This window comes from Arthrobacter sp. CG_A4 (genome assembly GCF_035985125.1).
In the GTDB taxonomy this organism is placed as follows: Bacteria; Actinomycetota; Actinomycetes; order Actinomycetales; family Micrococcaceae; genus Arthrobacter.
Map to the genome: position 1 here is coordinate 23366 of NZ_JAXCID010000007.1, position 14857 is coordinate 38222.

General features: G+C 69.0%; 15 protein-coding genes. 14 read left to right on the forward strand and 1 reads right to left on the reverse strand.

The features are described 5' to 3' along the window. The first annotated feature begins 3 nt into the window (after positions 1–3). The 8 genes from RCH07_RS04650 to RCH07_RS04685 all read left to right on the forward strand — a co-directional run bounded on the left by RCH07_RS04650 (position 4) and on the right by RCH07_RS04685 (position 10636). Complete coding sequence (locus tag RCH07_RS04650; RefSeq protein WP_326966304.1) at positions 4–1542, forward strand: sensor histidine kinase; 1539 nt, start codon at positions 4–6, stop codon at positions 1540–1542. Between the two features lie 159 nt (positions 1543–1701). Then, positions 1702–2907 carry a glycosyltransferase family protein gene (locus RCH07_RS04655; RefSeq protein ID WP_326966305.1) on the forward strand — a complete coding sequence of 402 codons (1206 nt, stop codon included), beginning with the start codon at positions 1702–1704 and terminating at the stop codon, positions 2905–2907. Next, positions 2894–4114 carry a glycosyltransferase gene (locus RCH07_RS04660; protein ID WP_326966306.1) on the forward strand — a complete coding sequence of 407 codons (1221 nt, stop codon included), beginning with the start codon at positions 2894–2896 and terminating at the stop codon, positions 4112–4114. Before RCH07_RS04655 ends, RCH07_RS04660 begins: the two co-directional genes overlap by 14 nt. 32 nt (positions 4115–4146) lie before the next feature. Next, complete coding sequence (locus tag RCH07_RS04665; RefSeq protein WP_326966307.1) at positions 4147–5286, forward strand: glycosyltransferase family 4 protein; 1140 nt, start codon at positions 4147–4149, stop codon at positions 5284–5286. A 152-nt stretch (positions 5287–5438) separates the two neighbouring features. After that, on the forward strand, positions 5439–7202 hold the full coding sequence (locus tag RCH07_RS04670) for an ABC transporter ATP-binding protein (RefSeq protein ID WP_326966308.1): 1764 nt from the start codon (positions 5439–5441) through the stop codon (positions 7200–7202). Beyond that, positions 7199–8479, forward strand: a complete 1281-nt coding sequence (locus RCH07_RS04675) for a phosphotransferase family protein (protein ID WP_326966309.1) — start codon at positions 7199–7201, stop codon at positions 8477–8479. Before RCH07_RS04670 ends, RCH07_RS04675 begins: the two co-directional genes overlap by 4 nt. Further along, entirely contained in the window at positions 8476–9576 is a 1101-nt protein-coding gene (locus RCH07_RS04680) for a phosphotransferase (RefSeq protein WP_326966310.1), read from the forward strand. Before RCH07_RS04675 ends, RCH07_RS04680 begins: the two co-directional genes overlap by 4 nt. Before the next feature lie 157 nt (positions 9577–9733). Next, positions 9734–10636 carry a serine hydrolase gene (locus tag RCH07_RS04685; protein WP_326966311.1) on the forward strand — a complete coding sequence of 301 codons (903 nt, stop codon included), beginning with the start codon at positions 9734–9736 and terminating at the stop codon, positions 10634–10636. Positions 10637–10994: 358 nt separating this feature from the next. Here the strand turns inward: RCH07_RS04685 and RCH07_RS04690 are convergent, their stop codons facing one another. Further along, a complete protein-coding gene (locus tag RCH07_RS04690; protein ID WP_326966312.1) occupies positions 10995–11162 on the reverse strand; it encodes a hypothetical protein in 168 nt (55 codons plus the stop codon). A gap of 216 nt (positions 11163–11378) precedes the next feature. Here RCH07_RS04690 and RCH07_RS04695 point away from each other — a divergent pair, with 216 nt between their 5' ends. From RCH07_RS04695 to RCH07_RS04720, 6 genes are all read left to right on the forward strand, one after another. Next, positions 11379–12215, forward strand: a complete 837-nt coding sequence (locus RCH07_RS04695) for an alpha/beta fold hydrolase (RefSeq protein ID WP_326966313.1) — start codon at positions 11379–11381, stop codon at positions 12213–12215. Positions 12216–12275: 60 nt separating this feature from the next. Further along, positions 12276–12437: a hypothetical protein gene (locus RCH07_RS04700; protein WP_326966314.1), complete on the forward strand. Its 162-nt coding sequence runs from the start codon at positions 12276–12278 to the stop codon at positions 12435–12437. A gap of 114 nt (positions 12438–12551) precedes the next feature. After that, entirely contained in the window at positions 12552–13343 is a 792-nt protein-coding gene (locus tag RCH07_RS04705) for a hydroxypyruvate isomerase family protein (protein WP_326966315.1), read from the forward strand. A gap of 85 nt (positions 13344–13428) precedes the next feature. Next, positions 13429–13908: a thioredoxin-dependent thiol peroxidase gene (bcp, locus tag RCH07_RS04710; RefSeq protein WP_326966316.1), complete on the forward strand. Its 480-nt coding sequence runs from the start codon at positions 13429–13431 to the stop codon at positions 13906–13908. Positions 13909–13988: 80 nt separating this feature from the next. Continuing rightward, positions 13989–14420 carry a DUF6855 family protein gene (locus RCH07_RS04715; RefSeq protein WP_326966317.1) on the forward strand — a complete coding sequence of 144 codons (432 nt, stop codon included), beginning with the start codon at positions 13989–13991 and terminating at the stop codon, positions 14418–14420. Positions 14421–14501: 81 nt separating this feature from the next. Next, complete coding sequence (locus tag RCH07_RS04720; RefSeq protein ID WP_326966318.1) at positions 14502–14834, forward strand: hypothetical protein; 333 nt, start codon at positions 14502–14504, stop codon at positions 14832–14834. Positions 14835–14857: the final 23 nt, after the last annotated feature.

Sequence of the window (14857 nt, forward strand, 5' to 3'; positions counted from 1 at the left end):
ACCGTGACGTCCAACGTCAGTCCCATCCGCGAAGGCGGCCAGCCGCCGCCGTCGGCCCCAACTGCCTCAAGCGGCGAGGCGGACCAGTCAGGCTGGAGCGCGAGGGTCCATTCGGTGCGCTTCCGGGTGGTGGCCGCCATGCTGGTCATGATGTTTGCCGGGCTGGTCACGGCCGGACTGGTCACCTTCGCGGTCCAGTTCCAGGAATCCGACGCCCGGGTTGACCAGGCCCTGCTGGACAAGGCCAATGCCATCGTCAGGCTCGTGCCGATCACCAGCAGGATGGACGGGGAAGCCTTCGACAAGGGACTCCACAAGGTCGCCGAGGACATCGAACCCCGCAGCAACGAAGTGATGGCCGGCATCATCGACGGCAGGGTCGGCTGGACCGTGGATGGAAGCCCCGAACAGAACCTCCTCGACAAAGCCATGTACCCCGGGGCCATCGGCCTGCGGAGTGCCGCCGGCGCCGCCTTCGGCGACCTGACGGCCAACGGGCACCCCTTCAGGACAGTCGTCCTGCCGGTGAAGGGACCCGCCGCAAGGGTTGCGACGTACCTGCTGGTCGGCCGGGACACAAATGACCTGCGGGATCACCTCGCGTCCTCGGTCCACACCTATGTGCTGGTGGCCGCCGGAACGCTGCTGGCCGCCGCGGTGCTCGGAAGCGTGGTGGCCGGCCGGCTGCTGGACCCCCTCCGCCGCCTGCGCGAAGCCACGCAGGTGGTCAGCCATGAGGACCTCACCCAGCGCGTGGAAGTGCGCGACGGCACCGACGACGTGACGCTGCTGGCCAAGACATTCAACACCATGCTCGAAAGGCTCGACGAGGGCGCCCAACAACAGCAGCGCTTCCTCGACGACGCCGGCCATGAACTGCGCACACCCCTGACCATTCTCCGCGGACACCTGGAGCTGGTGTCCGTCCATGACCCCGAGGATGTCTCGGCCACGAGGGACATGCTCCTCGAGGAAGTCGACCGGATGCAGCGCCTGGTGGATGACCTGCTGCTGCTGGCCAACGCCGGCCATCCGGACTTCCTCCGCAAGGAAGCCGTCCGGATGCCCGATTTCCTCCACCAGGTGATGGACAAGATCCATGTCCTCGCGGACCGGCACTGGGTTATCGATGAAACCGCCGACTCCGTGGTGGACGCCGATCCGCAGCGGCTCACCCAGGCCCTGGCCCAGTTGGTCGCCAACGCCGTCAAGTACACCGATCCCTCCGCCACGATCGCGCTGGGTTGCAGGAGGGAAAGTTCGACGCCGGTGGACGGCTCCCGGCTGCCGGGTTCGGACACCCTGCTGCTGTGGGTCCGGGACACCGGCCCCGGCATCGCGGCGGAGGACCAGCAACGGATCTTCGAGCGCTTCGGCCGGGCCCACTCCGGCCGCGGGCAGGAAGGCTCGGGGCTGGGCCTGGCGATCGTCTCGGCCATCGCCGAAGCGCACGGGGGCGCAGCCAGCGTCGAGTCCGACCATGGCCGGGGGGCATCGTTCATCATCCGGATGCCGCTGCAGTCCGTCGGTGCCCGGCTCTGACCCGGGCACCCGCCGTCGTACTTTCTTTTGTGAGAATTCCTTAGTGAGAAATTCTTCATGAAGAATTTTTCATTCCCGCCTCATCAATTCCTCACTTTTCCGGCGCACTCTGAGACCAGAGACCAGGACGCGGAGCCGGGGAGGATTGCTGTGGAGCCAATGCGGATAGTGCTTTACTCCCATGATTCCGTGGGACTGGGCCACGTGCGCCGGAACCTGGCCCTCGCCCACGCGCTCAGCAACCAGCTCCCCGGGCTCACGGGCCGCCCGGTCACCGGCATCCTCATCACCGGCACCCCGCACGCCCCCGCCTTCGCGGCGCCGGCGGGCTGGGACTGGGTGCTTCTTCCCGGCATCGGGAAAAGCCCTGACGGCTACCGGCCCCGCAACCTCACCCTGCCCATGGCCGAACTGGTGGCCCTGCGCGCCAGGCTGCTGCACGGCGTGCTGTCCGGATTCCGCCCCGACCTGATGATCGTGGACCGCCACGCCACCGGAGTGCACCGGGAACTGGAATCCGCACTCCGGCATGCCCGCGCCGCCGGCCCCGTGCGGGTAGTGCTGGGACTCCGTGAAGTCCTGGATTCCCCCGGTACTGCCTTCACCGAATGGGCCCGCTGCGGGGGACCCCGGGTGGTCCAGGACCTGTTCGACGCGATCTGGGTCTACGGCGACCCTGCCGTGCACGACCCCGTGGCATCCGGTGAGATCCCGTTCGCGCTGCGGAAGCTCATCCGCTACACCGGCTACCTGGCAGCCGGCCGCCCGTCCGTGTCCGGGACGAACTGCATGCCAGGACCGTATTTCATGACCACAGTCGGCGGCGGCTCGGACGGCTATGCCCTGGCGAGGATTACTTCCGCCGCCCCCGTGCCGGCCGGGCTGCGTCACCTGGTCGTTGCCGGCCCGCAGATGCCGGCCGGCCAGCTCAGCGAGCTCCAGCGGCATGCCGGGCCCGGCGTCACAGTGGTCTCCGCCGTCGATGACATCGTTTTCCACATCCGGCACGCGGCCGCGGTCATCGCGATGGGTGGCTACAACACGGTCTGCGAGATCATGAGCACCAACGTGCCGGCCCTGATCGTTCCCCGCAACCAGTCCCGCGCCGAGCAGCGCATCCGGGCCCTGGCTCTGGCCAAAGCCGGCTACCTGGACCAGCATGACATTGAGACGCTGACGCCGCAGTTCCTGTCCGGCTGGCTGTCCGCCCGGCTGGGCACAACGGTGGACCGCCGGCGCGCGGTCCTGGATGGACTGATCCGCGTTCCGCAACTCGCCGCCCAGCTGCTGCAGCCCGTTTTCCAGGCGGACGACGTCGACGCGGCCGCCGCTTCGAAGGACGGTGCCGCCCGTGTTGCCGTCTGAACCAGGCATTGCCTATGTCCTGAAGATGTATCCACGCTTCTCGGAAACGTTCATCGTTTCCGAGATCCTGGCGCGGGAAGCAGCCGGCGACCGGATCGAGATCTTCTCCCTCCGCCCGCCCAACGACCCCCGGTTCCACCCCCAACTCGCCCGCGTCCAGGCGCCGGTGACGTACATTGAGCGGGCGCCGAAAACAAGTGAGGCCTGGGAATGCTTCCGGGCTGCCGACGCCGCCGGACTCACCACCGCCCTGGCCCTCAACTTCGCCGCGCTGGCAGCCGCCGAACCGGACGACGCGGTCCAGGCCATCAACCTCGCCGCCGCCCTACAGCACCGGAACATCCGGCACATCCACGTCCACTTCGCCTCCGCCGCCACAAGCGTCGCCCGGCTGGCCTCGGCCATCACCGGCATCCCGTACTCCTTTACCGCCCATGCCGTGGACATCTTTGCCAGCTCGGTACGCAGCGATGACCTCCGGCTCAAACTCGAGCAGGCACACCATGCCATCACCATCAGCGAGTACAACCTGCGCTACCTGCGCCGCAGCTTCCCCACGTCCACCGCCCGCCTCCACCTGGTCCGCAACGGCCTTGAACTGGAACGATTCCCCTACCGGGATCCGCGGCCGCTCGGCGCCACGGTGCGCATCGCCGCCGTCGGCCGGCTGGTGGAAAAGAAGGGGTTCCAGTATCTGCTGCCGGCCGCCGCCGAACTTCTGGCGCAGGGACTCAGGCTGGAGCTGCGCATCGCCGGAACCGGGGTTCTGGCCGAAGAGCTGGCCGCCGGCATCGAAGTGCTCGGGCTGGGGGAGCACGTTCAGCTGATTGGACCGCAGACCCAGGACCAGATCCACGAGCTGCTCTATTCCGCCGACATCTTCATCGCCCCGTGCGTGGTCGGCGCCGACGGAAACGCGGACGGCATGCCCACCGTGCTGCTCGAAGCGATGGCCACCGGGGTCCCCTGCATCAGCACAGCCGTCACCGGGATCCCGGAAGTGGTCCGCACCGGATCCACCGGACTCCTGGCCAGGCCGGGAAATCCGCACGCGCTGGCCCGGGCCATCCAACGGATCAGCGCCCCCGGCACCAACAGGGTGGTCCTGGCCCGCAACGCCCGCGCCCTGATCGAGGAAGACTACGACGCCCGCCGCCAGGCGGAGATCCTGCGCTCCCTCTCCCGCTCCGAACTGCGGGTGGCGTGATGCGCGTGGCCTACCTTTGTGCAGACCCCGGGGTGCCGATTTTCGGTACCAAGGGCTCCTCGGTGCATGTCCAGGAAATCGTCCGTGCCTGGCGCGGGACCGGCGCCGCGGTCACCGTCTACTGCGTCCGCAAGGGAACCGACCGGCCCGCCGACCTGGCCGATCTCGACGTCGTCGAGGTCCGGCCCGAGAACGCCTCCGGGCCGGGCCGCGAACAGGCGGTGCAGGACGCGGCGCTAGCCCTCGTGGACGAAGTCCTGCACCGCGGCTGCAACCTGGTGTATGAGCGCTACTCGCTGTTCAGCCCGGCCCTCTCGGTGGTGGCCCCCGTCCTCGATGTTCCCTCCGTGCTTGAGGTCAACGCCCCGCTGATCGAGGAACAACAGCGGTACCGCGAACTGCTGGACGTGAGAAAGGCCGAGACCGTGCTGCGCCGCAACGCCGGAACCGCCGATGTTGTGGCCTGCGTCTCGGAGCCGGTGGTCCGCTGGGTGCGGGACAGGGTTCCGACAGCCAGGGCCGTGCTGGCACCGAACGGCGTCAACGTCGACCGCATCACCCCCCGCCGCCCGGGCCGGCGGCATCCCGGCCACCTCACCGTGGCCTTCGTGGGCACGTTGAAGCCCTGGCACGGGGTTTCCGGCCTGATCCACGCCGTGGCGCTCGCCAATGAGCAGGCCGCCGGGCCGGACCGCCGTTGGCAGGTGCGGGTCATCGGGGACGGACCCGGCCGGGTGGACCTCGAACGCTTCGCCGCCACGCTGGGCGTCGACACGGACTTCACCGGCGCGGTGCCGCCCGCTGCCGTGCCGGCCCTCCTGATCGAGTGTGACGCGGCAGCCGCGCCCTATCCGCCGGAACAGCCCGGCCGCGACGACTATTTCTCCCCGCTGAAGGTGTATGAGTACATGGCGGCAGCGATGCCCATCGTCGCGAGTGCCGTGGGCCAGATCCCCTCCATCCTGGCGGACGGCCGCAGCGGGATCCTGGTACCGCCCGGCAAACCGGCGCCCCTTGCCGACGCCCTCACCCGCCTAGCCGATGACCCGGACCTGCGGGAACGGCTCGGCAGGCAGGCCCGGACGACGGCGGTGGAGCGCTACAGCTGGGCTGCCGTGCTGTCCGGCATCACCGCGGCCATGCCGCCCGCACGGAGGATGGCCGTACAGTGAGCTCGTCATCCAGGACCCCCGGCTCCCGGCATGCGTCCCCCAGGGCTGCACCTGCATGGCGGCGGCGGAAGCGCCGCCCCGTCAAGCCGGCGTCAGGGCTCCGCCGCACCCTTCGCTGCGTCCGCCCGCATCTTCGCGAGCACCGGTTCCTGATGGCCGGCGGATTCCTCGCGCTCGCGGCGGATGTGCTTCTCCGCCTGCTGGAGCCGTGGCCCGTGAAGCTGGTCATCGACGCCGTGTCCCGCTCGCTGGGAGCCGCGATTGCGAAGCCGGGCCGCCCCACCATGGATGCCAGTGCCGAGACGCTGCTGCTCTGCGGCGGCGCGATCGTGGTCATCAGCGTCGTGCGTGCCATCGCCAACTACTGGTCCGCGGTGTCGTTTGCCCTGGTCGGATCCCGGGTGGCCGCCGATCTCCGGGCCCGCACGTTCCGCCATGTGCAGGGCCTGTCGATGCGGCACCACACCCGGGCGTCCTCCGGGGACACCGTGCAGCGCCTGGTGAGCGACGTCGGCCGGCTACAGGAGGTCGCCGTCACCGCCGGCCTGCCGTTGGTGGGCAACATGGCCACCCTCGTGGCCATGACCATCGTTATGTTGTGGCTGGACCCGCTTCTTGCCCTGGTGGTGTTTGTGGCGGCCGGGATCTTCGCCCTCCTTTCGCACCGCAGTTCCGGGCCGATCACCGCGGCGGCCGGCAAATCACGCAAAGGTGAAGGAGCCCTGGCCACCACCGCGGGACAGACCCTTGGCGCCATGCGGGAAGTCCAGGCCTACGGACTGGAAGACACCATCAGCTCCAGCTTCGGCAGCAGCAACAAGGCCGCCCTGGGAACGGGCGTCGTCGCGCTGCGGCTGGCCGCGAGCCTGGAGCGCAGAACCGACGCACTGATCGGCGTCGCCACCGCCGTCGTGCTGGCCGGGGGCGGCTGGCGGGTGATGGAGCAGTCCATCACGCCCGGTGACCTGGTGGTCTTCCTGATGTACCTCAAAACCGGAATGAAACCGCTGAAGGACCTTGCCAAGCAGACCGGCAGGATCGCCCGGGCCACGGCGTCCGGGGAGCGCGTGGCGGACCTGCTGGAGGCACAGACCGATCTGCCCGAGGCCCCCGGTGCCCGCCCGCTGATCACCCGGAACCCGGACATCGACTTCGATAACGTCGCCGCCGGGCACGGCGAGGGAACCGCCGTGCTGCACGGGATCAACCTGCGCATTCCTTCCGGCGAACACGTGGCCATCCTGGGACCGTCCGGGGCAGGTAAATCCACTTTGGCCAGCCTTGTGCTGCGCATGATCGACCCGATCTCCGGGATGGTCCGGGTGGGCGGCGAGGACCTGCGGGAGCTCCAGATCGCGTCCGTGCGCGCCCACGTCTCGATCCTGCTCCAGGACTCCGTCCTCTTCGGAACCACCGTCCGGGAGAACATCCGGTTCGGCCGCCTCGATGCCACCGACGGGGAGATCGAAGCCGCCGCCGCCCTGGCCCAGGCCGACGGCTTCATCCGGGCCCTCCCAAACGGCTACGACACGGTGTTGGGTGAGGCCGCCAAGGACCTCTCCGGCGGCCAGCGGCAGCGGCTCGCTATTGCCCGCGCCATCCTCCGGCAGGCGCCGATCGTTATTCTCGACGAGGCGACAGCCGGGCTGGACCCCGCGTCCCGCGATTCGATCCTGGACGCCCTGCAGGTGCTGACCCGCGGCAGGACGTCGATCACCATCACCCATGACGCCTTCGCCGCCCGCGCGTGCGACCGGATCATCTGGCTCCAGGACGGCCGCATCATCGAAGAGGGGCGTCCGGCGGAGCTGCTGCAGGACCCGGAGAGCCACTTCTCCCGGTGGATGGGCGGACCGCCCAGCCCGCCCGCCGGCGCGGAGACGGCTGCGCTCCCTGACGTGGAGGTGTCCACATGACCCTGACGCAGACCCGGCCGCGTGACGCCGACCTGGCGCTCGCGGCCCGCGACGACGCCCTTCCCTGCCTGGCCACCGTTCTCGACGACGACCGGCTGTCCGGGCTGGCCGGCGAGCAACTCCGTGTCACCCGGGTCCGGTACAAGCCGCGCACCTCCGCGCTCGTGGCTTTTGTCCGCACCCGCAACGGCCACGAGGACTTCGGCTGGGCCCTCACTCGGGCCCCGGACGGCAACGTCAAGCTCTACGGCCGGGCCCACAACTCGGCAACCCATGGCGGTGGCATGCGGCTCTTCCTCCCGGACATGGGGAATCCGGAGGCGATCGTCGCCGTCGGCGGCGTCGACGACGACTGGGACCTGCGCAGGAACCTGCGCTGGCTCGGCCGGAGCGGCCTGGAACAGCTGGGCGCCGTGCCGGTGCCTGTGCCCGGGCCGGGGCTGCTCAGCGGCAGCGCCCGGGTGCTGCGTTACAAGCCGGAGCGGCGGCTGGTCCTGATGCAGGAGACTCCGGGCGGGTCGATCGTGATCAAGGTCGCCGCCCGGCCCGTTCACGAAGAGCTGGAGTTACTCTTCCACCAACGGCTGCAGCTGCATGGGGTCCCGGTGCTCCCCCGGCTTGGCGGCCAGGCGTTCCCGCGGCACGGGATCAGCGCCAGCCCGGCGTGGGGCGACGGGGACCTTCTCGCGTGCGGCGATCATAACGCTGCGCACCGGGCCGGCGAGACCCTGGCCCGGCTCCACGGCATCCCGGTGCAGGCCGACTCCAGCCCCGACCCCCGGCTGGAGGGTCCCCTGAACCAATTGAAGTCCACCCACGCCATGGTCAGGGCCCTTGTGCCCGCCCTCAACGCGCCGGCAGCCAAGGTGGCCGCACGGATCCGCCGGCAATTGGAAGAGCGCCCGGGACACCGGGCCGGGGCCTTGGTCCACGGCGACTTTTCCGCCGACCAGGTGCTGGTTTCCGGTGCGGAGGTCCGCCTGATCGACTTCGACCGCTCGCATTACGGGGTCCGGGAGGAGGATCTGGGCTCTTTCGCCGCCGTCGAGGAACTGAGCGTATGGCGCGGCCACGCGGACGCGTCGCGGGGCCGCCACACGGAGGCCCTGTTTGACGGCTATGCCCACGCCGGCGGCCGGTTTGCGCCGGCTGCCGTACAGACATGGACGGCGCTCCGGATGTTCTGCAGTTGCGTGGACCCTTTCCGGGACCGGACGCCGGAGTGGGCCGCCGAAATGGCCCGGCAGATCGACCGCGCCGCGGAGCTGGTCCCGTGATCTGGCATCCGGACGTCCCCTTAAACGTCACCGACGCGGCGGGAACCACCTGGCAGGTCCGGCGGGCCTGGCCGGAGCCCGTGGCCGGCGAGTACGTCCTGGAAGTCTGTGTCCCCTCGGTGGCCGGCGCCCGCGCGGGCCACCTGCGGCAGGGTGTTTTCGAGCTGGTCCCGGAAGACGATCCGCGGCTCCCCTCGCTCCGTGCCGAAGCCGCCAAGGGCGAGGTCGTGGCACATCGGGCCCACAAACGCGCCGTCGTCCGCGCCGGGGAGCACTACATCAAGGTGTTCCGGCCCGGCCGGGCCCCGAACGCGGCGGAGCGGCATACGGGCGCCGCCGCCCTGGCGGGCAGCCTCTTCGAGACGCCGCGCGTTCTGGCGGCGGGCTCCGACGTCGTGGTCTTCAGCAGGATTCCCGGCCGCTCGTACTTCGATCTGGGGCAGGACCACACCACGCTGACGGATGCCGGTTTCGACGCCCGCTGGCGGGAATTCCCGCACGCCTGGGCGGCGGCAGTTACGGCTTCCCGGCGCGCTGGCCGCCGCAGCGCCCTGGACCGCCTGCCGCCGCACCCGCCCGAAGCAGAAGCGGAGATTCTGCGGCGCTGGGCACATCACTTGTTGACCCATAGCGCGGGCATCCCGGCCGCAGACAGCATCCGGGCCGCCGTGCACGCGCGGCTGGACATCACCAGCGGTATGCTCCTGTCCTCCCGTCCTGATCCACCGGGGTGGGCGCACGGGGACCTGCATGACAAGCAGATGCTGGGAACCGGGGAAACCCGCGTGCCAGGACTGCTGGATTTTGACGAAAGCTGCCAGGCCGAGGCAGCCCTGGACCTGGCAAACCTCGACGTCCATCTGGAACTGCGCCTGCTCCAGCGGCGCCTGACCCTGCGGCGCTACGGGATCGCCCACCGACAGGTGCTGACCGCCGCGGACATGCTGCAGGTCAGCCCGGTGCGGTTCGCGGCGTACGCGGCCAGCACCCGCCTGCGCCTCGCCTGCCTGTACTCGTTCCGCCCGCCCTGGGGCTCCAAGGCCGCTCGCTGGCTCAGCGGCAGCCCGCTCCCGGGCGCCATCCTGCAGCAGGTGTGAAGGGATCAACGGGGTAATTCCACGCCCACCGGCCTGGTTCCGCGTGGGAGTTTGACCATATTGAGGGGAGCCCCGCGCGGTCCGTGGACTTCGCCGCGCCGGCGGCATACATTGCAGGGAAACCCGTTCCCCCGCTTGATCCGGAAGGCCCTGCACTATGACCTCATCGGGACCGCAGCGTCGGGCTGCCGGCTCGGCCGCCGCCCGCCGGAACATGCTCCTCGTATGGACGGCCCTGCTCGTGGTCCTGCTGGCCACCGTCAGCCTGGCCGTCGCCCGCACCGGCACGCCGCGGACCGACTTCTTTGCCTCAGTGGCCAGCCAGGCTCAGGGCCCGGACTCGGCCGGTCCGGCACCGAAGGCTCCGCCCGCCGCCGTCGACCTTGACGCGGAGATCAAGCGGATCCTCGCCGAAAACGAAGGCTACCGGATCGGCGTCGTACTGGTGGACACCCGCGGCGGGGAGCCGAAATCGTACGGCGATGTGTCCGAGTACGCGGCCGCCAGCACCGCCAAGATCATCACCGCCGCCGCCTACTACCATCTGGTGGAAACCGGCGAGAAGTCCCTGGACGTGCCGCTGGGCAGCTTCGACGCCGCATTCCAGGTCAAGGCCATGGTCAACAACAGCAGTGACGATTCCTGGCTGCTGCTGATGCAGGACATCGGCTACGCCAGGCTCATCGACTACGCCGCGTCCATCGGTATCAGCTACGACCCGGAGAAGAACCTGCTGACGCCGGCCGAGATGACCTCACTCCTGACCCAGCTCTCCACCGGAAAGTTGCTCAACGCGGAACACACCGAGGAACTGCTGGGCTACATGCAGCAGACCAACAACGACCGGCTCATCCCGGCCGCCGTGGGCCCGGACATCACCGTGCAGCACAAGTACGGGGTGGTGGACGGCTACGTCCACGACGCCGCGATCCTGAGTTCCGGCGAGCGCTCCTACGCTCTGGCGATCTACACCTGGGGTGAGCAGGACGGCGAGAGTCAGGCGAGGCTGGACACCATCCATCAGCTGACGGGCGCGGTCACCGGGGCGCTGTTCGGGTAGCTCCCGGGGCTGGCGGTCTTTTGCGTTCGTACGTCGGGCCCCAGCGCGGAGCATGTCCCTCCGGGCCGGTTTCCAGTCCAGCGGGGCATGCCCATTTTTCGCACCCGGGACCGGGCATAACGCCATTATGTCCACCCGCTGGCCTCTGCGCGGGGCATGTCTTTCCGGGCCGGTGTCCAGTCCAGCGGGACATGCCCATTCCTCGCACCCGGGACCGGACATAATGCCATGATGTCCACCCGCTGGCCTCTGCGCTGGGCATGTCTTTCCGGGCCGGTGTCCAGCCCAGCGGGACATGCCCATTCCTCGCACCCGGGACTCAGACCCCCGGACCCCCGACGAACCAACGACATGCCCGCTAGCGGCCGAAGAGCCTGGCAAAGAAGCCTGTCTTCGTGCTGACTTCGCCTTCGTGGCCCTTGCAGCGGTCCGCGCTCTTGACGCCCCGCATGACCTGGTCAACGTGCTGGCCGCAGCCGGCCCAGGTGGTTTTGCCGCACTTCTTACAAGAAACTGCTCGGCACATCCGGATCTCCTTTGGTAGGTCTGTGGTTACATTATACCCCGGGGGGTATCCCAGATCGAAATCGGGACCAGGGAACACCCTGTTCCGCGGAGGCGTTGGTCCCTACAGTGGTACCCGGCGCCGGGCGCAGCGCCCGCACCGGCTTCACGCGCGGCTAAACCGCACCGAGACGTACCGCACCGCACTGAACCGCACCGTACCGAGAGGACTGCTGACATGGCTTACATCAAAGTTGGAACAGAGAACAGCACCAACGTCGAGCTCTACTACGAGGACCACGGGACCGGGCAGCCGGTGGTCCTGATCCACGGCTACCCGCTGGACGGCTCCTCCTGGGAGAAGCAGACCACGGCCCTGCTCGGCGCCGGCTACCGCGTCATCACCTACGACCGTCGCGGCTTCGGCCAGTCCAGCAAACCCACCGACGGCTACGACTACGACACCTTTGCCGCGGACCTTGACACCCTGCTGACCACGCTGGACCTGAACGACGCCGTGCTGGTGGGCTTCTCGATGGGAACCGGCGAAGTGGGCCGCTACCTCGGCACGTACGGTTCCGCCCGGGTGGCGAAGGCCGTGTTCCTCGGCTCACTGCAGCCCTACCTGCTGCAGACGGACGACAACCCTGAGGGCGTCCCGCAGCCGGTTTTCGACGGCCTGATGGAGGCTGTGACGGCGGACCGCTACGCCTTCTTCACCGAGTTCTTCAAGAACTTCTACAACAGCGACACCTTCCTCGGCACCCCGCGGCTCAGCGAGGAAGTCATGCGCGCCGGATGGAACCTCGCCACCGCGGGCGGCCCCACCGCCTCGGCAGCTGCGCAGCCCACCTGGCTCACCGACTTCCGCGCGGACATCCCCAAGATCGAGGTCCCGGCGCTGATCGTCCACGGCACGGCGGACAACATTCTGCCGATCGATGCCACCGGACGCCGCTTCGCCAAGGCCCTCCCGGGCGCCAAATACGTCGAGATCGACGGCGCCCCGCACGGCATGCTGTGGACGCACGCGGCCGAGGTGAACGAGGCGCTGCTGGAGTTTCTCGGGGCGTAGTCCAGCAGCCTGACGGGGCGGAAGTCCCGTGCGCTTGGTGATGCTTGCTAGCCTGAGTCTGTGAAATACGAATCCCTGTGGATCGGAATGCTCCTTGGTGCGGCCATCGGCCTCGCGATCGGAGTTGCCACCGCCGACAAGCCGTTCACGGGTCTGCTGATCGGTCTGGGCGTCGGGGCGCTGGTGGGCCTGGCGGCCCGGAAAGATCCCACGAAGCGGTAGAGATTCCGGCTGCCGGCGCAGGCACGGTCGCCGACGGCCGCTCACAGCCGGCCGCCCCGCCACCTGAATCCCGGCACTGAGCCCCACCCCCGCCGACTTCGGAAAGAGCCCGCCGTGACGTATTCCGTAAACTGCTCCATCCTGCTGACGGAACTTCCGCTCCTGGAGCGGCCCGCCGCGGCCAAAGCGGCCGGCTTTGACGCCGTCGAGTTCTGGTGGCCGTTTGAGGCCTCCGTCCCGACCGACGCCGAAACCACCGCGTTCGAGCGGGCCATCACCGACGCAGGAGTGCAGCTCACGGGGCTGAACTTCAACGCCGGGGACATGCCGGCCGGCGACCGCGGGCTGGTTTCCTGGCCTGCGCGTGCCGCGGAGTTCCTGGACAACGTCGACGCCGTCGCAGGGATCGGCGGGCGCCTCGGCTGCCGGGCCTTCAATGCCCTCTACGGCAACCGGATCGATGGCCAGGCAGCAGACGCCCAGGACGAGCTGGCGGTGCAGAACCTCGCCGCCGCGGCTGCCGGCGTCGGGCGGTTCGGCGGGACAGTCCTGCTGGAGCCGGTCAGCGGCGCGCCGGAATACCCGCTCCGCACCGCCATGGACGCCCTGGGCGTGATTGACCGGGTCCGGGCGGAATCCGGCGCGGAGAACCTTCGGCTGCTCGCCGATTTCTATCACCTGGCGGTGAACGGCGACGACGTCGCGGCCGTCATCGAACAACACGCCGGCGACTTCGGGCACATCCAGATCGCCGACAACCCCGGCCGCGGCGCCCCCGGAACCGGTGAGCTTCCCCTCGGCGAGTGGATCACCCGCAGCCGCCAACTCGGCTACGAGGGCTTCATCGGCCTCGAATACAGGGAACAAGCGGGCACGGCGTTCAGCTGGCTTGCCGACGGACTCTAGCCCCGGCCGCTGCCAAAGCGCCGGAATACGGCACCCGGCGCCGGTGTTGTGCACAAGAACCCACGAAATCTGCAGAAGGATCCCCATGAGCACCAGCCTCACCGTCAAGCTCCAGCCCGGAACGCCCGCACCGGAGTTCACGCTCCCGGATGCAGAGGGCAAGCATGTATCGCTGGCCGATTACCGCGGCAGGAACGTCATTGTCTACTTCTACCCGCAGGCCGCCACCGCCGGCTGCACCACGGAGGCCTGCGACTTCCGCGACAGCCTGGCCTCGCTGCAGGACTCCGGCTACGACGTACTCGGCATCTCCCCCGATGGCCGGGAGGCACTGGCCCGGTTCACCGGCGACTTCGCCCTCACATTCCCGCTGCTCGCCGACGAGGACCACGCCGTGGCCCTCGCCTACGGCGCCTGGGGCGAAAAGCTGGTCCAGGGCGAGATCACCGAGGGAATCGTCCGCTCCACGGTGGCCGTGGATCCCGATGGCAACGTGAAGCTGGCCCAGTACCAGGTCAAGGCCCAGGGCCACGTGGCCGCGCTGAGGGAAGAACTCGGCGTCTGATCCCTCGCCTTCGCCTGGCGCACTCGATAGGCTCGGTCCAATAGCGCCGGAAGACCGGCCGGACCGGAGGTGGGCGCCAGGTGGCAAACGGAACCAAGCAGGATCCCTGGGTGCTCAAGACTGCGCCAGGGACGTCCGAGTACACGATGTACCGGGACGATTCCTCCAATCCCCCTGCCCTTGTGTGCCAGGTGGGCTCGACGACGCTGAGGTATCATCTCCGGGCCCTCGAGGACCTGCATTTTTGGCTCACGGGGAAAGAGGGCTGGGTCCCGCTGGGCGCCGCCGATGAGAACAAACCCGCCGCCGGGGGAACCGTGGAGGCGTGGGGCCGGGATCCGGAGAATCCTGTCGGTGGCTGGTACGGACTGCGGAAAGGATACCGCGGCCGCTTCGGCATGTACTTGCCGCCCCTGCTGGAAACGCTGGGCCTCGCGGAGCTCACGCACGACAAACGCAACAATTCCGTCCGTGCCATCATCGTCGACGCCCCGGTGAAACGGCAGGAATGACCGCTGGTCACAACATCCGCGTAGGCGGCCAGCGCAACGCGCCGGGGCGCCTTACGCCGTCGTGGCAGTAGGCTTAATGTCATGTCAACCCCCGAAGTCCCCGGCACCGCAGGCGAGCAGCACGTCCCCGAACGGCGCGAGGTCACCGTGCGCCGCGCGCCGAAATACGTGCCGTTCCTGATCCTGGGCTCACTTGTGGGCGTCGCTGTTGCAGCCTTCCTGGCTTACGGCCTCCCGGGAGATGAAAGCTGGGACCGCAACTCGGTCTTCGGCTTCTTCCTGATCCTGTGTGCCGCCGGCGGCGCCGTCCTGGGCGCCGTCACCGCCCTCATCCTCGACCGCCTGAGCGTCCGCCGTGCCGAGCACGCCGTCGTCGAGTCTGTACCCGAATCCGAAGACCGCACCGAATCCTGAGCCGGCCGGCAGCACCGGGCCCA